We start from the raw sequence: 25872 nt of genomic DNA, 5'->3' as shown, positions 1-25872 counted from the left end.
TGGTGGGGCGTGAGTGACTCGAACACTCGACCTACGGATTAAGAGTCCGCTGCTCTACCAACTGAGCTAACGCCCCGATGCTACCGGGAATAAAAAAGGCTGCACGGCGTAGCAGCCTTTTTCAGAATTCGTTTGGTGGGGCGTGAGTGACTCGAACACTCGACCTACGGATTAAGAGTCCGCTGCTCTACCAACTGAGCTAACGCCCCAACGAGACCGAGATAATATCGGCTCTTCCGTAAGGGGTCAACCCTTAATGGTGAAAATCCGCAAAAACGACTTACGTCAGGAGGGGTACCAGCTCGAACGCCAGCACGGCAAGCACCGCGCCGACGACAACGAGTAGCGAGCGCCAGCACATTCGAACGGCGCCTTTGCAGGGCATGGCGCCGACAGCGATCGCGCCGAATGCGGCGATCGCAAACATGCTCATGAGTTCAGCGTTGGAAAGGTGGGGCACGATCATCGCCGGTCTCCCTGCCGCTTTTGCGCGAGTCAAATCATGTTTCAAGTATAGAAAACGGCCCCGTCCAAGCAAAGCGGCGCGGCAACCGGGATTTCCCCAGTGGCCGCGCCGCGCGTTGTTGCGTTGCGATCTGTCCGAAACGTTCGATTCACGCGATCCAGGCGCCGCAAACGATCCTCAACGTTATTCGGGCAGATCGAGAATCAGCACGATCGTCCATGCGTCTTCGCCCTCGTGGTGGTACTGACGCTCCACCACGATAAACGGTTGCTTCTTGTCGCCTTGGCCGAGGAACAGCACGTCGCCTTCGGCCGGCATGCATTCGATCGGCGGCAGCGCGAGAGGGGTGCCCTTGGGGACGAGTTTTTCGGCCTTCTTCGCTGCGCGTTCGGTCCACTCGATATCGAATTCGATCTGACTCACCGGATGATCCTGTCTATGCAAATTGAAACGGCTGCATGGTAGCACGCAGCTTGCGCGACTCAAGAAAAAAGCCCGCGCCTTGGGCTGGGCGCGGGCGAAGGTCCCATGCGCTCGCGGGAGCGCATGGCGACAGGAGAGGCGCCCGTGGGGAAACCGTCGGTGCCCGCCCAACCAGAGGGGAAGTGTTCTGGACGAGCGGGCGTGCCGGTTGCCCGGTCAGGCTCAGGCGCGTGCCTGTCGGCGGGACAATACGAGGTGACGCAACACAGGCTGGCGATGCCGTCCTGCCTGTGTGCGTCACGTCATGCTGCCGGGGTACGGCAACACGACGAGGGACGGCGCGTGCGGCGCGGCTCGGAGGGGGCCGAGAGCGGCGACCGCCGCTGTCGATTGAGCGCTGCGGCGTGCCGCGATGCTCAGCGACGGCTCAAGGCTTACGGATTCGAGTACTTCATTTCGCCGTTCTGGCGTGCGCGCACGAGATCGTCATACACCTGGGCGCGCGTCTTGCCCGGCGCTTGATTGGGCTGCATCGTGGCGAGCACGGGATACTCGTAATCGTTCTGCGGAATCAGGCCCTGCGCGCGGGCATCGACCAGTTCCTGGCGAACCTGCTCGCGCGAGACCTGCGAGGTTTGCGACACCCACGCGAATTGTGAACCCTCGGGATAGGCATCGCTGCTCCGACCCGCCTGTGCGAAGGCGGCTCCGGCGGCGGTGACCATCAAGACCGACATCAGGGCTGAGGCGATGTGCTTGCGATTCATGACGTTGACTCCTGTCTTTCTCAGTTGCGGGGGCGCGCAATGCATCGGTACCGGCGTTCGCTTTCGTAGGCTTCGGTATGCGTTGTGTGCGACCGTTGAAGACAGTCTAGGCGTCTGGCTATCACGGAAAAATGGCAATTGAGGGAATAAATACTTCCGGGAATCGCAACAATGCGCGACGTGCGCCCAAAAAAAACGCCACCCGCAGGTGGCGATCACGACGTAGCGGCGATGGCTGCGGGTGTTGCGTTCAGCGCGTCGCGATGACGACGGCGGCGCCCGCCATCACCGTGCCGGTCGCGCGATTCAGACGTCGCACGGCGCGCGCCGAACTGAGCAGTCGGCGCGCGCGGGCAGCGAGCGCGATGTAGCTGCCGAACACGAGCGCGAGAACGCTCAGCGTAACGCCCACGATTTCGAGGTAGCCGAGCGCTGTCACCCGTTGCAGATCGAGCAGATTGGGCAGCAGGGCGAAGTAGAACACGACGACCTTCGGGTTGCCCATCGTGACCGACAGTCCTCCGAGAAACAGACGCCACGATTGCTCGCGCGGCGCGGCGGCCATCGGTTCCGCGGGCGCGGTGACCGGTGCGTGCCACATCTTCCAGGCCAGGTAGAGCAAGTAGGCGGCGCCGGCGTATTTGATCGCGAGAAACACGCCCGCGAAGGTATGGGCCAGTGCGGCGACGCCCAGCACGGCAAGCGTCAGCCACACGACATCGCCGATCGCCACGCCTGTTGTGAACGCGATGGCGCCCTGCGTACCGCGTCCGAGCACGCGCGCCACAATGGCCGCGATGCCCGGCCCGGGCGTGCCGGCGCCGACGAACAGGGCGAGGGCGAACGTAAGTAAAGGGGTCCACTCCATCTCAGTGCTTCCTCGCGATTGAGACGTTCAGCGTTGTCTGGAAACGTGCCGACGCGCGCGCCTCGACGGGGGCTCCTGTGCGCTCATTTGCACACAGAAATGCCCACTCAGGCGCCGAGCCAAGGCAGTCCACGAAAGCACCAGCCGCTCACCGTCTTTCGATGGCCGGCCTTGTCCTTGTCGCCCTCGAAGCCTTCGAGAATGTCGAACGACTGCGTGTAACCGGCTTCATAGGCGACCTTGGCCGCGGCCTTCGAGCGAGCGGCGCTGCGACACAGGAACAACAGCGGCGTGGTCTTGTCCGGCGTCTGGGAAGCGAGTTGCTCGAGGAAGTGTTCGTTGGGCACGCCTCCTGGGTATCGAACCCATTCGACGTTGGCGTATTGACCATCGGGTACCTGCGGGCGGCCGACCCAGTCGAGTTCGGCGCGCGTGCGCACGTCGATCAGGCGAACGTTGGCATCGGCGCCAAGCAGTGCCAGGGCTTCGTCCGGCGTCACGGCGCCTGCGTAGGCGAGCTGAGCGCTCGCGCGGCGTTGGGAGGCTTGCTCGAGAATGGCTTTGGCGCTTGTCATGGGGCTGCGATCTCGTTGAACGATGATTGTGCTTTATTCTAGCGTGCCCTTCGTGCGCGAGGCGCTTTACGTGTTGCGTGGCGTCGGGATTGGCCGGCGCGCAGCCAGTGTTTGGCCGCGCGTGATGGCGGTGCAGGGCGACGCACAATTTCGGTTCGCGCCGATCGGCGGCTAGCACATAAAAGGTGCATAATCACAAAATGCACCAATACGGTGATGTTTCGGCGCGCGTTGCACCGAATCGGGGAATTATGGCCCGTGAGCGGGGATTCCAGGCTGGACGCACCAGAATAGAATATTCGCTTAGAAATCAGAGGGCGAGGGTCAGGGAGGGCAGGGTGATGGATTGTTGGCACGCTTCCTGCTTATCACTGGCGAATCCGAACACGGAGTTCGTTAAGACGGTACGGCGACGCGGGCGATAAGCGCCAGCAGCGCCAGATTGAATCTTTCGGGAGATAGCATGAGCAAATCTGTGGCAGATGTAATGAATCTGGTTAAGGAAGAAGACGTCAAGTTCGTCGACTTCCGCTTTACCGATACGCGCGGCAAGGAACAACACGTCTCGGTGCCGGTGTCGCACTTCGACGCTGACAAGTTCGAGAGCGGCCACGCTTTCGACGGTTCGTCGATTGCTGGCTGGAAGGGCATCGAAGCCTCGGACATGCTGCTCGTGCCGGACGCGAACACTGCCTACATCGACCCGTTCTACGAAGAAAACACGCTGGTGCTGACCTGCGATGTGATCGAGCCGGCCGATGGCAAGGGCTACGACCGCGATCCGCGTTCCATCGCCAAGCGCGCTGAAGCCTACCTGAAGAGCACGGGCCTGGGCGACACCGCCTTCTTCGGTCCGGAGCCGGAATTCTTCATTTTCGACTCGGTGCAGTGGAGCACGGACATGTCCGGCTCGTTCGTCCGCGTGAATTCGGAAGAAGCTCCGTGGTCGTCGGCGAAGGACTTCGAAGGCGGCAACACCGGCCACCGTCCGGGCGTGAAGGGCGGTTACTTCCCGGTCGCACCGGTCGATTCGTTCCAGGACATGCGCTCGGAAATGTGCCTGTTGCTCGAGCAACTGGGCGTGCCGGTCGAAGTGCACCACCACGAAGTGGCGGGTCAGGGCCAGAACGAAATCGGCACGAAGTTCTCGACGCTGGTCGAGCGCGCCGACTGGACGCAGATTCTGAAGTACGTGGTGCACAACGTGGCACACAGCTACGGCAAGACGGCAACGTTCATGCCGAAGCCGATCGTGGGCGACAACGGCTCGGGCATGCACATCCACCAGTCGGTCTGGAAGGATGGTCAGAACCTGTTCGCCGGTAACGGCTACGGTGGTCTGTCGGAGTTCGCGCTGTATTACATCGGCGGCATTATCAAGCACGCACGTGCCCTGAACGCGATCACGAACCCGTCGACCAACTCGTACAAGCGTCTGGTGCCGCACTTCGAAGCACCGGTGAAGCTGGCCTACTCGGCCCGTAACCGTTCGGCCTCGATCCGCATTCCGTACGTTGCCAACCCGAAGGGTCGCCGCATCGAAGCGCGCTTCCCGGATCCGATGGCCAACCCGTACCTGGCCTTCTCGGCCATGCTGATGGCTGGTCTGGATGGCGTGCAGAACAAGATCCACCCGGGCGAAGCTGCCGACAAGAACCTGTACGACCTGCCGCCGGAAGAAGACGCAAAGATCCCGACCGTGTGCTCGAGCCTCGAACAGGCGCTGGAATACCTGAACGAAGACCGCGAGTTCCTGACCCGTGGTGGCGTGTTCACGGACGGCATGCTCGATTCGTACATCGCGTTGAAGACGGACGAAGCGCGTCGTATCGCCATGACCACGCACCCGCTCGAGTTCGAACTGTACTACTCGCTGTAATTGAATCGCTGCGCAGGGAATGCGCCGGCATGACGGAACGCCAGCGGCCGACCGTCATGCTCGACAGGCAAGGGGGATGGCCGCGGCCGTCCCCCTTTTTTATCCGCAGCGCGCATTCGCCACGTAGCCAGCCATGAACCTCTCGCCTCGATCCTTAATGAACAGTGTCCGTGCCGGTGGAAAAGGGCAGACGAAGCGCGCCGAGCACGCCGCTGCCGCGGAAGATCCCCATGCCGCCGAGATGATCCCCGACGCCGCCGGCCATACGACTGCGTTGCCGCCGGGCGTCGATCCGTGGGAAGCCAGGCTCGCGTCGACGGGCGTGTTGCCCGGTCTCGAAGCGTTGCCGACCGTCTTGCTGGTGCTTGAGAAGCAATCACTGCGTGTCGTGTTTGCCAACCCGGCCGCCGAGGCGCTGCTCGCGCTTTCGCGCCGTTCGCTGTCGCAAATGACGTGGAACGACGTCTTCACGAACGGCGAGGTGCTCGCGTCGACGATGGCCGATCTCATCGCCAACCGCTTTCAGACGACGCGCCTCGATTTGGTGCTCGAGCGCACCGCGCAGGAGCCTCTGCACACGCATGCGATTGTTGCCGCCCCTGAGGCCGCCCCCGATTTCGTGATCGTCGAGCTGATCGAGAACGAACAGAAGATCAAGAACGAGCGTGAAGAGCGCATCATCGATCAGGCGCTGATGAACAAACAGCTTATCCGCAACCTGGCGCACGAAATCAAGAACCCGCTGGGCGGGATTCGCGGCGCGGCGCAGTTGCTGGAATTCGAGCTGGATCAGCGTGAGCTGCGCGAGTACACACAGGTCATCATCAAGGAGTCCGACAGACTTCAGACGCTGGTCGACCGCCTGCTCGAGCCGCACCGTCATCCGTTCATTGCCACCGACGTCAACATCCACGAAGTGTGCGAGCGCGTGCGGTCGGTGGTGCTCGCCGAGTTTCCGCAGGGGCTGTCGATCGAGCGCGACTACGATGTGAGCCTGCCCGACTTTCGTGGCGACAAGGAACAACTCATTCAAGCCCTGCTCAACATCGTGCGCAATGGTGCCGAAGCGCTGCGCGGGCAGATTGCACGCGGCGATGCGCGCATCGTCCTGCGCACGCGAGTGGCGCGAAAGATCACGATTGCCAAACGTTTGCACAAGCTGGCATTGGAATTGCATGTGATCGACAACGGGCCAGGCATTCCCGCCGACATTCGTGACCGCATTTTCTATCCGCTCGTCTCCGGGCGCGAAGGGGGGAGCGGTCTGGGACTCACACTGGCGCAGTCGTTCGTGCAGCGCCACGAGGGTTTGATCGAATGCGAAAGCCGGCCCGGACGGACGGATTTCCGAATCCTGCTGCCCCTGGGCTGAAGCGGCCCTCACGCCGTCGGCCGTAGCACCTGCGGCCGGGCATAGACGTTAAACGGTGAACAATGAAGCCGATCTGGATAGTAGACGACGACCAATCGATTCGATGGGTGCTCGAAAAGGCGCTCTCGCGAGCCAATCTGCCGGTGCGCAGCTTTACCGGTCCGCGCGAAGCCAGCGCGGCACTCGAACACGACTCGCCGCAGGTGCTGGTCTCGGACATCCGCATGGCGGGCGGCTCCGGGCTCGAACTGCTGCAGACGGTCAAACAACGACATCCCGGACTGCCGGTCATCATCATGACGGCGTTCTCGGATCTGGATAGCGCCGTCGCGGCCTTTCAGGGCGGTGCGTTCGAATATCTCGCCAAGCCGTTCGACGTCGATCGCGCGGTCGAGCTGATTCTGCGCGCGGTCGAGGAAAGCCTGCGCGAGGCGACGGACGACGAACGCATCACCGAAGAGCCGGAAATTCTCGGGCAGGCGAGCGCCATGCAAGACGTGTTCCGAGCGATCGGTCGTCTCTCGCATTCGAGCGCCACGGTGCTTATCACCGGCGAATCGGGCTCCGGCAAGGAACTGGTCGCGCGGGCACTGCACCGCCACTCGCCGCGCGCCGGCGGGCCATTCATCGCGCTCAACACGGCGGCAATTCCGAAGGATCTGCTGGAATCCGAACTGTTTGGCCATGAGCGCGGGGCGTTCACCGGTGCGCAGGCCACGCGGCGTGGGCGCTTCGAGCAGGCCGAGAGCGGCACGCTGTTCCTCGACGAAATCGGCGACATGCCACTCGATCTGCAAACGCGTTTGCTGCGCGTGCTGTCGGACGGTAATTACTACCGCGTCGGCGGCCATAGTCCGATCAAGGCGAATGTCCGCGTGATCGCGGCCACGCACCAGAATCTGGAAGATCGTGTGCGGCAGGGTCTGTTTCGCGAAGATCTGTATCACCGACTGAATGTGATTCGCTTGCGTTTGCCGTCACTGCGCGAGCGCAATGAGGATATCCCGCTGCTGGTGCGTCACTTCCTGCAGAAGAGTGCGCGCGATCTGGGCGTCGAGACGAAACGCATCAGCGAGGCCGCGCTGGCGCATCTGACGCGCTTCCCGTTTCCGGGCAACGTGCGTCAACTGGAAAACCTGAGCAACTGGCTGACGGTCATGGCCCCGGCGCAGACGGTGGAGATCAAGGATCTGCCGCCGGAGTTCCAGACGCTGGCAGCGGCGCCAGGGACCGGGGTGGGGGCGTCGGCTAGCTTGCCTGCCTACCCCGCCGCGACGCCCCAGGCGGCAACGGGGACCACCGCCCCGGTGCCGGCGATCGCGGGTTATGGCGGCGTAGACGCGGGGCTGTCGGCTGTCGGCGGGATCGCGGGGGCTAGCGGTGCCGCTGCGCTCGCGGGCAATGTCGGCGCGACGGGAGACGGCACCGGTGCGGACAGCTGGGAGCCGCTCTTGCGCCGCGAAGTGGCGCGCCTGCTTCGTTCTGCGTCGCCCGACGTGATGGATCAATTGACGCGCCGGTTCGAGACGGCGTTGATCAACGAGGCGCTCGACTTCACGCGCGGACGCAAGGTCGAGGCGGCAAGCCGCCTTGGCATCGGCCGGAACACCATCACGCGCAAGATTCAGGAACTCGGGCTGGAAACCTGACGCCAATCACGGTAGGCTCCCAGGTTTGACGATTCGGCCACAAGGGAGCATTACCATGGCAAGACGCATCCTGTTGACGGGTGCCACCGGGCAGGTGGGCTGGGAGCTGGCGCGCAGCCTGCAGGGTTTGGGCGACGTTCACGCTCCCGGGCGCGACGAGATGGACCTGCTCGACACCGACAGCGTGGTGCGTACCCTGCGCGACTTCTCACCGGATCTGATCGTCAATCCGGCGGCCTACACGGCGGTCGATCGTGCCGAGACGGACGAGGCCGCCGCGTATCAGGTGAACGCGGTCGTGCCCGGCATCATGGCCGAAGCGGCCAAGCGCACCGGCGCACTCGTCGTTCACTTTTCCACTGACTACGTCTTCGACGGTACGTCGTCCACGCCCTATCGCGAGGACGAACCCACGAACCCACAGAACGCGTACGGCCGCACCAAGCTGGCAGGCGAAGCGGCCATCGCGGCGAGCGGCGCGAATCATTTGGTGCTGCGCACGAGCTGGGTGTATGGAGCGCGCGGCGCGAACTTCCTGCTCACTGTTCAACGACTTGCCCGCGAGCGCGACGAATTGCGGATCGTGGCCGACCAGCACGGGGCGCCGACGTGGTGCCGCACGATCGCCGAACTGACGTCGCAGGTGTTGGTGCAGGGGTTCGGACGGAACGGGGGTGACGCCGACTTCTGGCGCGAACATGGCGGTTTGTACCACCTGACGGCCGCCGGGCAGACGACCTGGCACGGGTTCACCGAAGCGATTCTCGACCTGAGCGCAGCGCAGAAGCGTCCGAACGTTGTGGCGATTCCGACTTCTGCCTATCCATTGCCGGCCAAGCGCCCGGCGTATTCGGTCCTCGACAACGACAAGCTCGCACGGACTTTCGGCGTTCGCGCGCCCGACTGGCGGGCCGCGCTGGCGCTCTGCCTGGGCTGACACGACCGTCCCGCCTGACGGGCTCGAGCACCAAATCGGAAATTCCCCGGCGCGCAGGGCCGCATTCCTTCGGCAACATGGTGGCTTTTTGCGCGCGCCCATGAGCGCGCGCCAAGGAGTGACGCATGATGCCGGTTCAGAGCGGGATATCGGGTGGGGCCCAAACATCCGTCGCTGCCCGCCCGATCGAGGGCGGTATTGCAAGCGACCGCGCATTGACGTCGTCCGAACTGGCGGCACGCAGTGCGCCGCCGCCCGACGGGCTGCGCCACGCGGTGCTGCGCGCGAACGCGGACGAGCGTCGCGTGATTTCACTGCAAGTGGCCTGGCTGGCGCACAGGCTCGACGGGAGCGCAGGGAGCGCCGATGCCGCGGTTCGATTCGCGAGCGATACGACCCCGCTTGGCGTGTCGTCCGCCGAGAGCGCCGACTTGCTATTCGACAAGAGTGCGCTGCGGCAGGCATGGCGCACCCGCTTCTCGCATCTGCTTGACGGCGCGCGGGTCGGCGCGGTGGCGCGCGATCTGGTGAAGTGGTGCGCGGCGCCCGATGGCCAGACCGCGGTCGTCCCCCGATGGCACTGGCTGTCGTCGACCGATGACGCGACTTCCGATGTGCAGGCCTGCGCGCGTTTGCCCATGCATGAATGGCCGGTTGCCGTACTGAATGTCGCGCTAACGCTGTCGAATCTGCGCAATGCCGTGCTGCCTGATCTGTCGATGCCGAACGGCGACTTGCGCGGCGTGATCGCGCCGGGCGCTCAGTTTGGCGGCGGACAGTTCAGTGGGACATGGTGGACCGGGGCATCGTTGGCGAACGCGGGGTTTGCGTATTCGAACCAGGTCAATGCCGACTTCGACGGGGCCGATTTGCGCGGTGCCTGTTTTCATGCGGCGGATGTGAGCGGCGCGCGGTTCGTGGCGGCCGATCTTCGTTGCGCCGACCTTCGGCACACGGTGATGTGCGGCAGCGACCTGAGCGAAGCGCGGTGCCAGGGGTTGCACTTTGCGCAGGGGCGTCTGAACGGCGCCTCGTTCCATCGGGCCAAACTGCAGCACGCGTGCTTTACCGGGGGCACCGCACATGGCGCGAAATGGATTGGCGCCAAGGCCAAACGCTCGCAATGGACGTCGGTGGCCATGCGCAACGGGCAAGCCATCGGCGCCGATCTGCGGAGCGCCGAATTCCGCCAATGCGAACTCCTTGGGTGGGACGCGCGCGGGGCAAAGCTCAATGGTGCGTCGTTCGAGGCCTGCGATTTGGGCCATGCCCGGTTCTGCGGCGCAAGCCTGAAGGGCGTGCGCATCGGGGCCGGCTGCCATCTGGCCGGCACGCAGTGGCAGGGCGCCCGGGTTCGTCTGGACGCCGCGTGGCTGCGTCGCCTGACGCCGTCCGAACTCGAAGGTGTCGTGCAATCGTTGATGACGTTCCCGCTCGATCAGCCCGCGGCGCGCGCAAGCGTTTTCATGCAACTGCTGGTCGCACTTGCGCGCCCGCCGGGCCTCATGGACAAGGGGCGCGAGATGGCCCCGCGGCTCGAGCGCCTGCCCGAGTCGGTGCAGCGCAGCGACTGGCTCGGCCGTTTGCTCGTGTCGCGCATTGAGGCGGGCGGCATTGGGGAGCATGAGGGCTTTGCCGAAGTGCGTGCGCAATGGCTTGAGCGGACCCTTCACGATCTGACAGACACGCGCTGGTCACGCGCGCGAGCGCAATGGGGCACCGCGTCGCTCATGATCGCGTTGCACCGGCACTGTGGCACGGCATCGCCGCAGGCCGTATGGCCGCTCGCCGGGGCGATGTGCCAAACCCTTTACTGGGCCGGGGGCAGCGTGGATGGGGTTGGCGATGCCCGCGCGCAGGCGCTGCGATCCGCGTGGTTCGACGCGTTGCCGCCGCAGGTGCATGTGGCGCTTTCAGCCGATGGGGTCGACGCATTTGATGCCGCTTACGTCGTGCTGATCGGGGCAAACGGCGGGGTTGCCGCGCGTCTGCCCAGGGACCTTCTGGCGAGTGTGCTGGAGGTGAGGGCGGGTCTTCCGGCGACGGATGGCGACGTGTCCCTCGCTTTTGAGACGCTGCCGGGCTGGCGATGGCTCGGTACGCGGGTTGTCGTGCGCGATGCGGCGTCGCCCGACGATTTTGTCCCGGGCAGCATGGCGCAACTTCAGGGGCTGCTCAGGGAGTTCGGCTTTCTTGCCGGGCTTTGGCCAGTGGAGCATCCGCTCGAGCCCTTCGTCCGGCTCGTCGGGCGTTGGTTGGGCACGGGCGGAGCGAGCCGCGCCGATGCGGCATGTCACGGGGCGTGGGATCCGTGGCACTCGGCCGTCAGCACGGCGACAAGGCCGGCCGTGCCGACGCCATTGCGTACGTCCGACCGACTCGACGCCGTGGTCAGTTCGTCGCGCTCATCGAATCATGTGCGGTTGCGGCGGGCAGGACATGCCGATATCGACGATGTTTTTCGCGAGATTCCCGTCGTCATGCCCGCTGGCGAGCCGCCGTTGAGCGTCGTCATGGCGCGGCACGTTCGATGGGTGTCTGTCGTGGCCGGACTGGGTTGGCTGGCGACCCAACCGGAATGGCGCCGGCCGTGGTCGATCGCGAAAGGCGCCTCGGTGGCGCCGTCAAGTGAGGGGGTGCCGGCGGATGAGATGAGGGCCTATCGCGATTACGCGCTCGCGGCGCTTAACGAAACCCTGCGAGGAGACGTCGCGTCGCGTAACTTGCCGCAAGCGCTGGCGCTGCGCGAATGTCTGGCCGGCGAAACGAGTTCGGTGGAACGACTGGCAGAGCGGCTGGCCGACTGGCTGACATGCCCGGAGATCGCACAGCTGCCGGGGCTGGCGCAGGCGTGCCGTCAAACGCTGCCTTGGTTCTGGGCGATCCGTCTACCGCTCCCGGCGGCGGCGATTCGTCGGTGGATGCTTTCGGGGGAGGGCAATGTCGGTGCGCCCGTCGGAATCGAAGGGGATTAATCAGGAATGAGCCGGTTTTTGCCCGATGTTTCACCGTCAGGGCATGTCGTCTTTCGTGGTAAAACGTGTTTGCACGCCAAGCGTCGCCCTTCGCGGTGACGCTTTTCGGACGGCCGGACGCGTCATGCGCCGGCCGTTGGCGACTTTTGTTGGGTGTTGGCTGCGGATGCCATTGCGAAGCGGGACTGCCCAAGCGGCGGCCCCGTGCGCTGGGATACGGGAAGGTCAACGCCCTGTTCTCAGGCAATCAAGGGTTTCATACTCTCCCAGGCATCATGGACTCGACTGGTATCGCGTCAGGCTATCCGGGGTTCGTGGCTGTGAATCGTCGCGAGCTTGACGCCCACGTTCCGCTCTCCTGGCCATTGTTCGACGCCGATGGCACACCGCTGCTGGCGGCTGGCGAGCGTTTGCCGTCCGAGGCCGATCTCGACTGGCTATTCACCACGTTCGCGCCGCACCGGCCGCTTCCCGAGGGAGCGACAACGGGCGAGGCGGCGGGGCGCGCGGAGGCCGCAAATTCCGTATCGCCGCTGGGGACGGGTGCGTCGGCCGTGTACCTGCAGGGGTTGCCGGTGCCGTTGCCGGTCGGCGCGTGGATACAGGTGCGTGTCTCTCCGGACGCCGAGCGCCCGCGCGTACGCGCTCGCCTGATCGGTCGTGCGCCCAACGGTATGCTGATCATCACGCCGCCCGCTTCGGGCGACACGCGTCGACCGGTGACGGCGGGTGACCGGCTTGCGCTATGGACATTCCCGGGCGACAACCTGTACGAATTCAATTGCGATGTACACAGCGTGCATCAGGGGCCGTTTGACTATGTGGTGCTTTCGCGTCCTTCGCAGGTGCGCGAGACGCCCGTGCGCCGTACACCTCGCGTCGATACGCGGCTGGTGGCGCGTCTGTCGCCACTGGACGAGACGTCGCGTGTCTCGTTCACCCGCATGCTTGCCGACCCGCAGGACACACCTGAGTGGCTCGTACTCGTGCGCGATATCAGCGCGGATGGCGCGGGAATCGTAGTGAAGGCGCCGCTGCCGGAAGGCTGTCATCTCGTCGCGTTGCAGTTCCGTGTGCCGATCGGTGCCGATGTGGTGGCGATTCTCGGTATGGCAGCGGTTCGCAGCGTGGAAGGTCCGCGGGTTGATGGGACGTGGGCCTATGGTTTGGAGTTCACGCAGATGGACACGCGAAACAAGGCGGCGATTCGCTGTTTTGTCTATGAGTCGCGCCTGACGGATCCGCGCAGCGGCCAATGAACCGAAAAGCCTTCGATGGAAAAAACGGCACCTGAATCGGGTGCCGTTCGCATGTCGTGCGCGTAGCGCGCGGAGCGCAGTGCCCAGGACGTGTCGGGACGCGCGTCAGTCCTTGAAGGTGGCAATGACAGGTGTGTGATCCGACGGCTGTTCCCACGTTCGGGGTACGCGATCGATCTCACATCCGGTGCAGCGCTCGGCCAATGCGGATGAGACGAGAATGTGGTCGATGCGTAGCCCCGCGTTGCGTCGGAACGCGCCCATGCGATAGTCCCACCAACTGAACGTCTTCTCTGGCTGATCGAACATGCGGAACGTATCGCGCAGCCCGAGTCCTTGCAGACGTGCGAACGCCTGGCGCTCCTGCGGCGACACCAGATTCTGACCTTCCCATTTCGCGGGATCGTGTACGTCGCGGTCTTCGGGGGCGATGTTGTAGTCACCGAGCAGTGCGAGTCGCGGATGACGCTCCAATTCGTCGGAGAGCCAGTGCGTGAGTGCGTCGAGCCAGTTCAGCTTGTAGACGAACTTGTCCGAATCGACGGCTTGTCCATTCGGGAAGTAACCGCAGACCACGCGTACGCCGCCGATCGTTGCGGTAATCAGACGCTGCTGCTCGTCGGCAAAATTCGGCAGGTTCTTGACCAGATCGGTCGCCTCTCCCACTTTCGCGTGGTTGACGAGCATTGCGACGCCGTTATACGTCTTCTGGCCGGTGAAGTGCGATGTGTAACCGAGCGCGGCGATCTCGGTAATCGGGAAGTTCTCATCGGTCAGCTTCAGTTCCTGAAGACACAGAACGTCGACCGGGTTGCTGCGCAGCCAGTCCTGCACATGACCGAGACGAACCTTGAGCGAATTGACGTTCCAGGTGGCGAGTTGCATGAATGTCCTTCAGTGATGTTCGGCAGGCTCAGTCTTTGGGAGCCGGTTTGTCGCTGGCATTGCCGGCGGGCAACTGCGGCACCGACACGAAATCGTCGAGCGAGAGGCCCTTTTCCTTGAGCAGCGCCTCCAGCACCGGTTGCAGACGGCCGAGACTCTCCTGCACGGCTTCGCGCACCGTGTCGACCACCACCTGCGTGCTCCGCTCGATCTCGATGTTGACGCGTGTGCCGGCGAGCTTGTCTTCGAACGTCGTCATGCGGCGCGTCTCGGGAATCAGCCACACTTCGAACCAGCCTTCCTGCCGATTGACCTCCGAGACCGTCAGGCTCGCGCCGTTGATCGCGATATATCCCTTCGCGAAGACATACTTGCGGAACGCTTCGGGAATCGCGATGCGCAGCACGCGGTTGGTGTCCGATGCGCGCACGCTGAGGATGTCGGTCGAGAAGTCGATATGGCCCGAGAGCGGATGGCCACCGATTTCGGCGCCGTCCTTGGCGGCGCGTTCGACGTTGACCTGTGCGCCCGCGCCGAAGCCGCCGAGCGTCGTGACGTTCAGGCTCTGCAGAATCACGTCGAACGACGCGCTGGTGGGCGAGAGCAATTGCGTGACCGTCAGGCAAACGCCGTCGACCGAGACGCTGGCCCCGAGCGTCAGGTCTTCGCAGAAGCCTTCGGGGAACGCGAGCTCGAGGGTGCGCATGCCGTCGCGATCGTCGATGGACGAGAGCGTGGCCGTGCCTTGAACAATTCCGGTAAACATCGTGATGTCGGTAACTAGAGTCGTGGGGTGCCGTGCCGCAGTATTCTACTGCCTAGCGCCGGTATGCCGCACGCCGTGCGACGTGCTACGATGCCGCCTTTTCACGGGATCGACATGAGTTTCGAAGGTTGCCTGCTGGCGGAGGACTTTTACTATTGGGCGGAGACGTCGCCCGCGCCGGACGGGCAATACCACGGCGTGGTGCATTTCACCGGCTGGCGCGACGTGGACGACGTCATCGAAACGCTGGACCCGCCGCTGACCCACACCACGCCTGAGGCCTATCGCTGGGCGAACGACGCGCTCGAAGCCGCTCACGCGCTGGCGAAGACGTTGGCCGAAGACGGCAGCCTCGGCATCGATCTCTGAACCCCCAGAATTTCACACGGCCTGCCTGAGGGGCAAGCCCACCACGGACAGCATCATGACACAGACGAAATTTGAAATTCAGAAGCGCAAGGGCTTGAAGATCGACGCCGGCGTGCGTCGCGGCCCGCAAGGCGGCAAACAGGTCGGCGCGCAAAACAAGCGCAATGCCGCCGGCAGCAAGCTGCTGGGCGCGTTGCTCGGCACCGCTTCGGAAGACGCGACGGCCGTCGACGCTGCCGGCACGACCGGCAACGACGCGACAAAGCAGGGCGCCGACAAGGCCTGAGCGCGTCTGCCTACCCCGCGGGTCAGGGAACGATCGCCAGAAACAGGAAGGCGGCGAACAGCACCAGATGGACGGCGCCGTGCAGCACGGTTGTGCGTCCGGTACCGAGCGTGATTACGCCAACGAGCAGCGTCACGGCAAGCAGCACGGTCTCCTTCGGCGCAAGCCCCAATTCGATGTGCTGATCGAGCACGAGCGAGACGGCCGCCACGGTTGGAATCGTCAGCCCGATACTCGCCAGCGCTGAGCCGAGCGCCAGATTCAGGCTCGTCTGCAGCTTGTTCGCACGTGCGGCGCGCAAGGCGGCCAGCCCTTCCGGCAACAATACCAGCGCGGCAATCACGATACCGACGACCGCTTTCGGCGCGCCGGCCTCGGCGACCGCTTGTTCGACGGCGGGAGAGAGCTTTTTCGCCAGGCCGACCACGGCCAGCAACGCCACGACCAGCAGCCCCAGGCTCAGCACGGCCGTGCGGCCCGACGGCGGTGCCACATGCACTTCCTCACTCGGCGCTTTGGACAGGAAGTAATCGCGATGACGCACTGTCTGCACGAACACGAACACCATATACAGCACGAGCGAAATCATGCCCTCGAAGGCCAGTTGCGACGCCGTGAGTCCCGGGCCGAGTACTGAGCTGGTGTAGTTCGGCAGCACCAGTGTGAGCACCGACAGGGCGCACAGCACCGCGAGCGCGGCACTCGCGCCTTCGACATGAAAGCCCTGCGTGTGATGACGCACCCCGCCGAAGAGCAGGCACAGCCCGACGATCCCGGTCGAGACGATCATGATGGCCGCGAACACCGTGTCGCGGGCCAATCCCGCCTTGTCCGGTCCTCCCGAGAGCATCACCGAGACGATCAGCGCCACTTCGATGATGGTCACGGCCACGGCCAGCACCAAGGTGCCGAACGGCTCGCCAACCTTATGGGCGACCGTTTCGGCGTGATGCACGGCGGAGAATACGGCGCCGGCCAAAGCGGCGGCACACACCGCCAGCGAGGCGCCATAGGGCAGCCAACCGGCGAGGCCGAGCACGACAAGGGCCACGATCGGCGTGTACATGGTCCAGTGGCCCAGCATGGCGGTCTTTGAGGAGGACATCGTCGGAGACTCCAGAATTCGGGGAACGGGCAGGGCGCGAGGGACAGCAGATCCAGCAACGGCGAGAACCTTGCCTCGGTGAGAATGTCGAGGCGGCGAGCCATAGTCTCAGAAAAGTGACACCCCGACAACAGACGCCATTGACACGCCACGTTGCGAGCCAGGCCATGCCGGTCTGTCGAGAGGCCCACGGACAAACGATCTTCCTCGACCGCGCCGTTGATACTGGGTTCGAGTCCGTCGAGGAAGTCGAGGTCGTGAACAACGAGTCCGGGCGCCGTCGCTTTGACGGCCGCGCCGCCATTGACGCGTTGGGGGCGATCGGCGTAGTGTCTCGTGCATTCGTTTTACCACCAAGCTGTCGACGGGTAACGCTGTTGCTCACTTCTGTCGCGGCACACGGAGAACTGTTTTGAAACTGCTGCGTTTCGGCCCGAAGGGGCAGGAAAAGCCGGGCCTGCTCGATGGCGACGGCAATGTGCGAGACCTCTCCGGAGTGCTGGCCGACATTACGCCCGAGACGTTGAGTCCTCAGGGGCTGGCGACATTGCGCGCGCTGGATCCAGCGACGTTGCCCGTGGTGAAGTCGCCGGGGCGTCTGGGCGTGCCGTTCTCGGGGGTGGGCAAGTTCCTGGCCGTCGGTCTGAACTACAGCGACCACGCGGCGGAAGCGGGTTTGGACGCGCCGTCCGAGCCGGTGCTCTTCACCAAGTGGGAGAACTGCCTGAACGGCCCGAACGACCCCGTGGTGCTGCCCAAGAACGCCGTCAAGGGCGATTGGGAGGTCGAGCTGGGCTTCGTGATCGGCAAGACGGCACGGTATGTACCGCTCGAGAGCGCGCTCGACTACGTGGCGGGCTACTGCCTCGTGAACGACGTCTCCGAGCGCGAGTTCCAGATCGAGCGCGGCGGCACGTGGGACAAGGGCAAGGGCTTCGACACGTTCGGTCCGGTCGGCCCGTGGCTCGTGACGACCGACGAGATTCGCGATCCGCAACAACTGGGCCTGTGGCTCGACGTGAACGGTGTGCGCCGTCAGACGGGCCACACGTCGAAGATGATCTTCAGCGTGGCGTATCTCGTGCATTACATGAGCCAGTTTGCCACGCTCAAGCCGGGTGATCTCGTGACCACCGGCACGCCGCCGGGCGTTGGCCTGGGGCAGAAGCCGCCGGTGTTCCTCAAGCCGGGCGACGTGATGCACCTGGGTATCGACGGCCTGGGCGAGCAGACGCAGGAAGTGCACGCCTACGACACGCGCTGGCTCGACTGAGCGTGTAGCGGATGGCTTTCCTGTCCATCGCTCAGGGCGACGGATGTCCGGCGTTCGGCCCGGAAAATTCCGTCTCGGCATAGTCCGTCGGCGCAAAGTCATGCGTGGCATGGGCTGCGCGGTTCGCTTCGCGTGCGATTGCTGGCACACTTGTCCCATTCGTCTGCACCTGTCCGCGCCACTTGCGCGCGGACGCAACTATCGAGAGACCAATGGAACGATGTCCGTGGAGCGATGGCTTCGAGCAGTATCGTCAGTATCACGACGAAGAGTGGGGGGTGCCGCTGCGCGATTCGCGCGCGTTGTTCGAGCTGTTGATGCTCGAAGGCGCGCAGGCGGGGCTCTCATGGTCCACCATCCTTAAAAAGCGCGATAACTACCGGCTCGCGTTCGATCACTTCGATCCGGTGCGCATTGCGGCGTTCGGGCCGGAGGACGAGGCTCGCTTGCTGGCGGATGCCGGGATCGTGCGCAACCGTCTCAAGATCGCCGGCGTGATCAAGGGGGCGAGGGCCTACCTGGCGATGGAGGCCGCGGGCACGCGATTCAGCGACTTTGTCTGGCAGTTTGTGGGCGGCGAACCGTTGCAGAACCGCTGGACAGCGCTTGGCGAGGTGCCGGCGAGCACCGCCGTCTCCGATGCGATGAGCAAGGCGCTGAAGAAAGCGGGCTTTACCTTCGTGGGCTCGACGATCTGCTATTCGTTCATGCAGGCGGCGGGTCTGGTGAACGATCATCTGGTCGCCTGTCCTCGTCACAAGGCGGTGAAAGCGAAGGCGTTGGCGACGAGTCAAAGCGGCAGCGTGCAAGCCCGGAAACGCCGTGTGGGCGCGTCGTCGGCTACAATCGCGCCTGACGAATCAGGATCTGCCTAATGTTCAGCTACCGCCACGCCTTTCACGCCGGCAACCACGCCGACGTGCTGAAACACTTTATCGCCGTTGAATGCATCGATTACATGCGCCAGAAGGACGTAGCGTTCTGGTACATCGACACGCATGCGGGCGCAGGCGGTTACGCGCTCGACGGCAAATGGGCCGACAAGACCGGTGAGTTCGAGACCGGTATCGGCCGTCTCTGGACGCGCGACGATCTGCCGCCGCCGCTCGCAGACTACGTGACGTTGGTGCGCGAATTCAATCCGGACGGCAAGCTGCGCTATTACCCGGGCTCACCGTTCTTTGCGCTGCAACTGCTTGGGGATCGCGATCGGTTGCGGTTGTTCGAGATGCATCCGACCGAACAGGACGTGCTGCGCGAAAACTTCGAGGCGCAAGGGCGGGAAGTGGCGCGTCGTACGATGATTTTTGGTGCCGACGGGTTTGCGGGGCTCAAGACGATTCTGCCGCCGGCATCGCGCCGGGCATTCACGCTGATTGATCCGTCGTACGAAGACAAGCGCGATTACACGCGTGCAACGCAGACCGTGCAGGAGGGACTCGACCGCTTTCCGACGGGGATGTATGCCGTGTGGTATCCCCTGGTGCAGCGTCGTGAGGCGGCGCAGTTGCCGGAGCGCATGAAGCGGCTCACGATCAACGGGCAGCCGATCAAGAACTGGGTGAATGCGTCGCTGACCGTGTGCAATCCGGTGCCGGGCGGTATGGGCCTGCACGGTAGCGGCATGTTCATTGTGAATCCGCCGTACATGTTGCAGGACACCCTCAAGACAACGCTGCCGTATCTCGTCAAGACGCTCGGCCAGGACAAGGGCGCGCAATTCACGCTCGAAGGCCGCCAGAGCTGACACATCCGACCCGCGCGGGTCGGATCACCGCTATCGTCGCCTTCAACGTCAACATCAACGTCGCCTTCAACGTCAACGCCAACCCGCGGCGCTCATTTGCCGGCGGCGGGCACTTCGTACGGTAGCGACAACAGTTCGTCCGGCGCCAGGTAGCGCCATTCGCCCAACGCAAGATTGCCCATCGGCAGACCGCCGATCGCGATTCTGACCAGCGCTTCCACTCGATTGCCTGCGGCGGCGACCATCCGTTTGACCTGATGGTATTTGCCCTGCGTGATCGTCATGGCAATCTCGTGAGACGAGGCACGCATGACATCCGTCGCGGCGAGCGGCTCCGTCTCGTCGCGCAGCAATACGCCGTCGCGCAAGGCCTGCAACATGTCGTCGGTGACCGGATGCTTGGTCGTGGCCACGTACCGCTTGGGCACGTGGCGACGCGGTGACATCATGGCATGCAGGAACGCACCGTCGTCGGAGAGCAGCAGCATGCCGGTCGTATCCTGGTCGAGGCGACCGGCCGGCTGCACGCCGCGCACGGCCATCGGCAACGGGAGAAGCGAATGCACGCCTTCGTGATGCGTCGGGCTCGTGGAGCACTCATAGCCTTGCGGCTTGTTGAGCAGCACGTAGACGTGTTCGCGATATTCCCACGGCTCGCCGTCGAGCGTGAATTGCAGACCTTGCGGGTCCAACGACTCGCGCGGATTGTCGTGCACCACGCCGTCGATGGCAAAGGCACCGGTGACAATGAGTTTGCGGCACATCTTGCGACTGCCGAAGCCCTGCGATTGCAGTAAACGATCTAGCTCGATGATGCGATCTCCGTCCGGGCATGCATGAAAAAAGCCGATGATCTTTCGATCATCGGCTTTCTTAAATTTTTGGTGCCCAGAAGAGGACTCGAACCTCCACGGTGTTACCCGCTAGTACCTGAAACTAGTGCGTCTACCAATTCCGCCATCTGGGCTTCGTCAGCTCGCTTGCTGCTTGCTCGCTACGAAGAAGCAAGATTATGCCGAGGGGCTTACATACTGTCAAGCGATTTGCGGCAAAAAATGATAAATCGGGGGGGCGACCTACCTGATCGGTGGCGCCGCCACGTTAGGCGGCGTGGCCCATATGCTCCGAGCGAATCATGTCGATCAAATGGCGCAATCCCGGAAGCGTTTGACGTCGGCTCGGGTAATACATCGACAGGGGCGGCCCGTCGACGGCCCAGTCCGTCAACACGGCTTCGAGCGTGCCGCTGGACAGTGCCTGCGACACGTTTCGCTCCAACACGTAGGCCAACCCCAGGCCGCCCGTTGCCGCCGCAATCACGCCGTCGCTCTCGTTGATGCTAAGCGCCCCCGGCACATCCAGTTCGATCGCCGTTGGCCCATTGCCCAGCTCCCACTTGTAGAGCGTGTTGTCGCCCAGGCGCATCCGGATGCAATTGTGCGACATCAGATCCTGCGGCACCTTTGGTCGGCCATGCCGCGCGAGGTACGCGGGCGACCCGACCACGATCCACTTCAGCGCGCGCGTAAGCGGCGTTGCGATCATGTCGCCCGGCACCGTGTCGCCATACCGCATCCCGGCGTCGAAACCTTCCGCCACGATGTCGAGCATCCGATCGTCCACCGTGACATCCAATTCGATGTCCGGATACGACGCCACGAATCGCGGCAGAATCGGATCCAGCAGCAACCGCGCCGCATCGCGCGGCACATTCAGTCGCAAACGCCCGGCCGGCGACGCACGGTAGCGGTCCAATGCGCCAATGGCCGAGGCAATCTGCTCGAGGCCCTGTTCCAGCTCCTTCGCCAGTGCGGCGCCCGCGGCCGTTGGCGACACGGAGCGACTTGTGCGGTTCAGCAACTTCACGCCCAGGCGCGCTTCCAGATTGCGCATCGCGTGACTCAGGGCCGAGGTCGTTACCCCCAGTTCGGTGGCGGCCTCCCGAAAACTCTGCCGGCGGCAGATCGTGACAAAGACGTTCAAATCGGCAAGCTCACCGCGAGTGAAGGCAGGCATGTCATTCCCAACAAGTATCAAGCAACCGAAATCGAATACGCGCAACACGCGCGGCACGCCCAACCCCTTGGATGGCCGTTGAGCAATATTCAATTTTTTATGAGGCAAATTCTACCGATTTCGCTCGACGTCTGGACGGAGGGCGCGTGTGGCGTGACGCGCGCGCGACATATTTTGCGAATCGCTCGCGCGGTGACGCACATCGTGCTCGGTCTCCGATCGATCGGCATCGATGGTTGGCAGTGCGCTGTACCGGCGTCGGCGCTCGGGAAGGGAGGGGGAGGGGGAGGGGCGGACGGTGGGCGAGCGCGCATGAAAAAAGCCGATGATCTTTCGATCATCGGCTTTCTTGAATTTTTGGTGCCCAGAAGAGGACTCGAACCTCCACGGTGTTACCCGCTAGTACCTGAAACTAGTGCGTCTACCAATTCCGCCATCTGGGCCTCGTCGACTTGCTGACTGCTTGCTCGCCGCGAAGAAGTGAGATTATGCGTACGCCGTGCGGCACTGTCAACACTTGGGTGGAATAATTTTTCTTTTTTCTCACCCGCCTGCAAGCCCACGCTCAAATTCCGCATAGGTGGCAGTTTTCGCGAGGTTTGCCGTATGATTGTCCCTGACTGTGCGACCCCGCGTTTTCGCGCGACGCACAACACCACGGACCGTCGGGCGCCAGATGTGCCCCTCGGCCGGACTCAACCGGCACAGCAACGCTACCGACCTTTGAGCAAATATCCCTATCCGATTCCGAGCCGCGAAGAAATCCTCGGTGTCCTGCGCACCGCCGATGCCGCGCTGTCCGCCAACGATATCGCCGAAGCCCTGGCGATCAAAAAGCAGGAGCGCGAAGGCTTCTTCAAGCGCCTCGCCGCCATGGAGCGCGATGACCAGATTCGCCTCGACCGCCACGGCTATTATCAACTGACCCACCCCTCGAACTTCATCGCCGGCCGTGTCATCGGTCACCGCGACGGCTACGGTTTCGCCGTGCGCGACGAGGGCGGCGACGACCTCTTCCTTCCCAGCGAAGAGATGAAGAAGGTCATGCACAACGACCGCGTCCTTCTGCGCGTTGCCGGCTACGATCGCCGAGGCCGTCCGGAAGGGCATATCGTTGAAGTGGTGAGCCGTGCCAACACGCACGTCATCGGTCGCCTGCTCAACGAAAACGGCGTGATGGTCGTCGCCCCGGAAGACAAGCGCATCGGCCATGACATCCTGATCCCGCCGCGCGCCCAGGGCAAGGCCAAGGTCGGTCAGGTCGTGTCCGTCGAACTCACCGATTACCCCAGCCGCTATAGCCAGCCCATCGGCCGCGTCTCGGAAGTCCTTGGCGACATCGACGACCCCGGCATGGAAATCGAAATCGCCGTGCGCAAGTACGGCGTGCCCCACCAGTTCTCCGCCGAAGCGCTCGCTGCTGCCGGGGCGCTGCCCGATGAAGTGCGTGCGCCTGATCTGCGTCACCGCATCGATCTGCGCGACGTGCCGCTCGTCACCATCGACGGAGAAGATGCGCGCGACTTCGACGATGCCGTGTACTGCGAGCCGGCCAAGGTCGGCCGCAGCGATGGCTTCCGCCTGATCGTCGCCATCGCCGACGTCTCGCATTATGTGACTCCGGGCGGCCCCCTCGACGCGGACGCCCTGACGCGCAGCACATCGGTCTACTTCCCGCGACGCGTCATTCCGATGCTGCCGGAAAAGCTCTCGAACGGCTTGTGCTCGCTCAATCCCGATGTGGATCGCTGTGTCCTCGTGTGCGACGCCCTCGTTGCCCCGAACGGCGAAGTCAAGGCCTATCAGTTCTATCCGGCCGTGATCCACTCGGCCGCACGCCTGACCTACACCGAAGTGGCCGCCGTTCTCGGCAACACCAAAGGCCCCGAAGCGCAACGCCGCGCCGCGCTGCTGCCGCATCTGCAGAACCTGTATGAGCTGTACAAAGTGCTCGCGAAAGCGCGCAAGACGCGTGGGGCCATTGAATTCGATTCGACCGAGACGTATATCGTCTGCAACGCGCAAGGCAAGATCGAACAGATCCTGCCGCGCACGCGCAACGATGCCCACCGTCTCATCGAGGAATGCATGCTCACGGCCAACGTGTGCGCCGCCGACCTCCTCAAGCGTCACAAGCAGGCGGGCCTGTACCGGATTCACGCCGGTCCGTCGGGCGAACGACTCCAGGTGCTGCGCACGTTCCTCAAGACGCTCGGGCTGTCGCTCGGCGGTGGCGACGAGCCTGCAACGTCCGATTACGCGGACCTGATGACGCAGATCGAGTCGCGCCCCGACGCACCCATGCTCCAGACGATGCTCCTGCGCTCGATGCAGCAAGCCGTCTACAGTCCGGACAACATCGGCCACTTCGGTCTGGCGTATCCCGCCTACGCGCACTTCACCAGCCCGATTCGCCGCTACCCGGACCTGCTCACGCACCGTGCCATCAAGGCGATTCTGGCGGGCAAGAAGTACGAGCCCGAAGTCCCGGCGGGTGTGGAAATGACGACCGGCCTGTCGCCGCACGCGCGCAAGCTCCAGAAGGCCGACGACTCCGCCGCCGGGAAAGCCAAGAAGGCCGCAGGCACCAAGAAGCACGATGCCATCTGGGACGAGCTGGGCCTGCATTGCTCGGCGAATGAGCGTCGTGCCGACGAAGCCTCGCGCGACGTCGAAGCGTGGCTCAAGTGCTACTTCATGCGCGACAAGCTCGGCGAGGAGTACGGCGGCACCGTCAGCGCCGTCACCTCGTTCGGCATCTTCGTGCAGCTCGACGATCTCTTTATCGAAGGCCTCGTGCACGTCACGGAGCTCGGCAGCGATTACTTCCAGTTCGACGAAGTCCGCCACGAACTGCGCGGCGAGCGCACCGGCATCCGCTATCGACTGACCGACCGCGTGCGCGTGCAGGTGAGCCGTGTAGACCTGGACGCGCGCAAGATCGACTTCCGTCTTGTGCGCGAAGTCAACGCGCGCACGCTGGCGAAAACGTCGGGTCGCACCGAGCGCGGCGGCGCACCGGTGCCGGCCCCCGCCGCCGGTGCGCCCGGACTGGCCGGTTCGGCGGGTTCCGCCGCTGCCCGGCCGGGCATTCGCCAGATGCCCAAGGGCGGCGCGCTGCTCAACGGCGTGCAACTGGCCCCGGCGGGCAAGCACGCCGCCAAGCCGAAGTCCGTAAAAGTGAATGCCGCGCGGGCTGAGCGGGCTGAGCGAGGCGCCACCTCGCCAGCGAAGTCGGGAGGCGGCAAGGCGCCGGTGAAGCGTCCAGGAGGTCCGGCGAAGAAGCCGCGTCGTTGATTCGCGCAGCGCGGCGGAGGGTTTGCAGTAAGATGGGCGCCTTGTGCCGGCGGTGACCGGCAACAGGGGTCCGCGATGGATTGCGGCGGCGGTGGCTCATGCGGGCTCCGCCGCCGTCGTGCTTTGTGCGGCGCCCGTTGTCGGCGGCCGTGCCGGCACACGCTATTTTGAGGATGTGAAATGAGTCAATTGAAATTGCTGTTCGGCTTCCATGCCGTGACGGCGCGTCTGCGCCACGATGCCGGTAGCGTCGAAGAGATATACTACGATCCGAGCCGGCGCGATCGCCGCATGACGGACTTCCTGAAGCACGTTGAGTCGCTCAAGGGCGCCCCGGGCGTAAAGGTCAAGGTCATTCAGGCCGACGGCAAGCGCCTGGACGGCATGGCCGGTTCGTCGCGCCATCAAGGCGTGGTCGCGCGTGCTCAGGAAGTGTCGCTGGCGCTGAACCTCGACGAATTGCTCGACGGTATTTCCGGGCCGCCGCTGTTGCTCGTGCTCGACGGCGTGACCGATCCGCACAACCTCGGCGCGTGCCTGCGTGTGGCCGACGGGGCCGGGGCGCACGCGGTCATCGCACCGAAAGATCGCGCCGTCGGTCTGAATGCGACCGCCGCCAAGGTGGCCAGCGGTGCGGCGGAAACCGTGCCTTACATCATGGTGACGAACCTCTCGCGCACGCTTCGGGAATTGCAGGAGCGTGGTATCTGGGTGGTCGGCACCTCCGACGACGCCCCTGCCGACATCTACCGCACCAAGCTCACCGGGCCGATGGCGATTGTCATGGGGGCGGAAGGCGAGGGCATGCGCCGACTGGTGCGCGAGCACTGCGACGAGCTGATGAGCATTCCGATGGCGGGCGGCTGCGAAAGCCTGAACGTTTCGGTAGCGAGCGCCGTCTGCCTGTACGAAGCGGTACGCCAGCGCGCAGTGGCGGCCAAAGGCGCCAAGTGACAAA

The 25872-nt window shown here is 64.0% G+C and carries 23 protein-coding genes and 4 tRNA genes; 13 read left to right on the top strand and 14 right to left on the bottom strand.

Features of this window, described 5'->3' with window-relative positions:
* From PCE31106_RS13640 to PCE31106_RS13610, 7 genes are all read right to left on the bottom strand, one after another.
* Window positions 1-76, bottom strand: a tRNA-Lys gene (locus PCE31106_RS13640).
* A gap of 57 nt (window positions 77-133) precedes the next feature.
* Window positions 134-209, bottom strand: a tRNA-Lys gene (locus tag PCE31106_RS13635).
* Window positions 210-280: 71 nt separating this feature from the next.
* A complete protein-coding gene (locus tag PCE31106_RS13630) occupies window positions 281-466 on the bottom strand; it encodes a hypothetical protein (protein ID WP_017233511.1) in 186 nt (61 codons plus the stop codon).
* A 183-nt stretch (window positions 467-649) separates the two neighbouring features.
* Window positions 650-889, bottom strand: a complete 240-nt coding sequence (locus tag PCE31106_RS13625; RefSeq protein ID WP_010804600.1) for a hypothetical protein — start codon at window positions 887-889, stop codon at window positions 650-652.
* 434 nt (window positions 890-1323) lie between these two features.
* The gene (locus PCE31106_RS13620) at window positions 1324-1656 is read right to left on the bottom strand and encodes a DUF4148 domain-containing protein (RefSeq protein ID WP_017233513.1); all 333 of its coding nucleotides are present in this window, start codon (window positions 1654-1656) and stop codon (window positions 1324-1326) included.
* A 250-nt stretch (window positions 1657-1906) separates the two neighbouring features.
* Window positions 1907-2524, bottom strand: coding sequence for a LysE family translocator (locus PCE31106_RS13615; protein WP_017233514.1), 618 nt, complete (start codon window positions 2522-2524; stop codon window positions 1907-1909).
* A gap of 107 nt (window positions 2525-2631) precedes the next feature.
* On the bottom strand, window positions 2632-3099 hold the full coding sequence (locus tag PCE31106_RS13610; protein WP_150563608.1) for a rhodanese-like domain-containing protein: 468 nt from the start codon (window positions 3097-3099) through the stop codon (window positions 2632-2634).
* A 463-nt stretch (window positions 3100-3562) separates the two neighbouring features.
* Between PCE31106_RS13610 and glnA the strand changes: the two genes are divergently transcribed.
* The 6 genes from glnA (at window position 3563) to PCE31106_RS13580 (ending at window position 13170) form a co-directional block, all read left to right on the top strand.
* Complete coding sequence (glnA, locus tag PCE31106_RS13605; RefSeq protein WP_017233517.1) at window positions 3563-4978, top strand: type I glutamate--ammonia ligase; 1416 nt, start codon at window positions 3563-3565, stop codon at window positions 4976-4978.
* A 241-nt stretch (window positions 4979-5219) separates the two neighbouring features.
* Window positions 5220-6350, top strand: coding sequence for a nitrogen regulation protein NR(II) (gene glnL / locus PCE31106_RS13600; protein WP_150563616.1), 1131 nt, complete (start codon window positions 5220-5222; stop codon window positions 6348-6350).
* 62 nt (window positions 6351-6412) lie between these two features.
* The gene (ntrC, locus tag PCE31106_RS13595; protein WP_150563607.1) at window positions 6413-7999 is read left to right on the top strand and encodes a nitrogen regulation protein NR(I); all 1587 of its coding nucleotides are present in this window, start codon (window positions 6413-6415) and stop codon (window positions 7997-7999) included.
* A 55-nt stretch (window positions 8000-8054) separates the two neighbouring features.
* Window positions 8055-8936 (top strand): dTDP-4-dehydrorhamnose reductase, encoded by an 882-nt coding sequence (gene rfbD, locus PCE31106_RS13590; protein ID WP_017233520.1) that lies wholly within the window; start codon window positions 8055-8057, stop codon window positions 8934-8936.
* A gap of 125 nt (window positions 8937-9061) precedes the next feature.
* Window positions 9062-11911, top strand: coding sequence for a pentapeptide repeat-containing protein (locus PCE31106_RS13585; RefSeq protein ID WP_150563606.1), 2850 nt, complete (start codon window positions 9062-9064; stop codon window positions 11909-11911).
* Window positions 11912-12186: 275 nt separating this feature from the next.
* On the top strand, window positions 12187-13170 hold the full coding sequence (locus PCE31106_RS13580; protein WP_150563605.1) for a flagellar brake protein: 984 nt from the start codon (window positions 12187-12189) through the stop codon (window positions 13168-13170).
* A gap of 105 nt (window positions 13171-13275) precedes the next feature.
* Here the strand turns inward: PCE31106_RS13580 and xth are convergent, their stop codons facing one another.
* Both xth and PCE31106_RS13570 read right to left on the bottom strand, forming a co-directional pair.
* Window positions 13276-14055, bottom strand: coding sequence for an exodeoxyribonuclease III (xth, locus tag PCE31106_RS13575; protein ID WP_017233523.1), 780 nt, complete (start codon window positions 14053-14055; stop codon window positions 13276-13278).
* Window positions 14056-14083: 28 nt separating this feature from the next.
* Window positions 14084-14821: a riboflavin synthase subunit alpha gene (locus PCE31106_RS13570; protein ID WP_150563604.1), complete on the bottom strand. Its 738-nt coding sequence runs from the start codon at window positions 14819-14821 to the stop codon at window positions 14084-14086.
* 114 nt (window positions 14822-14935) lie between these two features.
* Between PCE31106_RS13570 and PCE31106_RS13565 the strand changes: the two genes are divergently transcribed.
* Window positions 14936-15190 (top strand): hypothetical protein, encoded by a 255-nt coding sequence (locus tag PCE31106_RS13565; protein ID WP_150563603.1) that lies wholly within the window; start codon window positions 14936-14938, stop codon window positions 15188-15190.
* Between the two features lie 55 nt (window positions 15191-15245).
* On the top strand, window positions 15246-15476 hold the full coding sequence (locus PCE31106_RS13560) for a hypothetical protein (protein WP_150563602.1): 231 nt from the start codon (window positions 15246-15248) through the stop codon (window positions 15474-15476).
* Window positions 15477-15498: 22 nt separating this feature from the next.
* Here the strand turns inward: PCE31106_RS13560 and PCE31106_RS13555 are convergent, their stop codons facing one another.
* Complete coding sequence (locus tag PCE31106_RS13555; protein WP_026131867.1) at window positions 15499-16581, bottom strand: calcium:cation antiporter; 1083 nt, start codon at window positions 16579-16581, stop codon at window positions 15499-15501.
* Between the two features lie 412 nt (window positions 16582-16993).
* Between PCE31106_RS13555 and PCE31106_RS13550 the strand changes: the two genes are divergently transcribed.
* The 3 genes from PCE31106_RS13550 (at window position 16994) to PCE31106_RS13540 (ending at window position 19601) form a co-directional block, all read left to right on the top strand.
* Complete coding sequence (locus tag PCE31106_RS13550; protein WP_150563601.1) at window positions 16994-17854, top strand: fumarylacetoacetate hydrolase family protein; 861 nt, start codon at window positions 16994-16996, stop codon at window positions 17852-17854.
* A 212-nt stretch (window positions 17855-18066) separates the two neighbouring features.
* Window positions 18067-18729, top strand: coding sequence for a DNA-3-methyladenine glycosylase I (locus tag PCE31106_RS13545; RefSeq protein WP_150563600.1), 663 nt, complete (start codon window positions 18067-18069; stop codon window positions 18727-18729).
* Complete coding sequence (locus tag PCE31106_RS13540; RefSeq protein ID WP_017233530.1) at window positions 18729-19601, top strand: 23S rRNA (adenine(2030)-N(6))-methyltransferase RlmJ; 873 nt, start codon at window positions 18729-18731, stop codon at window positions 19599-19601. Before PCE31106_RS13545 ends, PCE31106_RS13540 begins: the two co-directional genes overlap by 1 nt.
* 92 nt (window positions 19602-19693) lie before the next feature.
* Here PCE31106_RS13540 and PCE31106_RS13535 read toward each other — a convergent pair whose 3' ends face one another.
* The 4 genes from PCE31106_RS13535 to PCE31106_RS13520 form a co-directional block, all read right to left on the bottom strand.
* Window positions 19694-20413, bottom strand: a complete 720-nt coding sequence (locus tag PCE31106_RS13535; RefSeq protein WP_150563599.1) for a pseudouridine synthase — start codon at window positions 20411-20413, stop codon at window positions 19694-19696.
* A 70-nt stretch (window positions 20414-20483) separates the two neighbouring features.
* Window positions 20484-20568: transfer RNA gene (locus tag PCE31106_RS13530), tRNA-Leu, on the bottom strand.
* 134 nt (window positions 20569-20702) lie between these two features.
* Window positions 20703-21617, bottom strand: coding sequence for a LysR family transcriptional regulator (locus tag PCE31106_RS13525; RefSeq protein WP_017232019.1), 915 nt, complete (start codon window positions 21615-21617; stop codon window positions 20703-20705).
* Between the two features lie 358 nt (window positions 21618-21975).
* Window positions 21976-22060: transfer RNA gene (locus PCE31106_RS13520), tRNA-Leu, on the bottom strand.
* 280 nt (window positions 22061-22340) lie between these two features.
* Between PCE31106_RS13520 and rnr the strand changes: the two genes are divergently transcribed.
* Both rnr and rlmB read left to right on the top strand, forming a co-directional pair.
* Window positions 22341-24914 carry a ribonuclease R gene (gene rnr, locus PCE31106_RS13515; protein ID WP_174975174.1) on the top strand — a complete coding sequence of 858 codons (2574 nt, stop codon included), beginning with the start codon at window positions 22341-22343 and terminating at the stop codon, window positions 24912-24914.
* Between the two features lie 180 nt (window positions 24915-25094).
* A complete protein-coding gene (gene rlmB / locus PCE31106_RS13510; RefSeq protein ID WP_017235749.1) occupies window positions 25095-25868 on the top strand; it encodes a 23S rRNA (guanosine(2251)-2'-O)-methyltransferase RlmB in 774 nt (257 codons plus the stop codon).
* Window positions 25869-25872: the final 4 nt, after the last annotated feature.

This window comes from Pandoraea cepalis, assembly GCF_902459665.1.
Taxonomy (GTDB): Bacteria; Pseudomonadota; Gammaproteobacteria; order Burkholderiales; family Burkholderiaceae; genus Pandoraea; species Pandoraea cepalis.
This window is presented reverse-complemented; position numbering and strand designations above follow the sequence as displayed.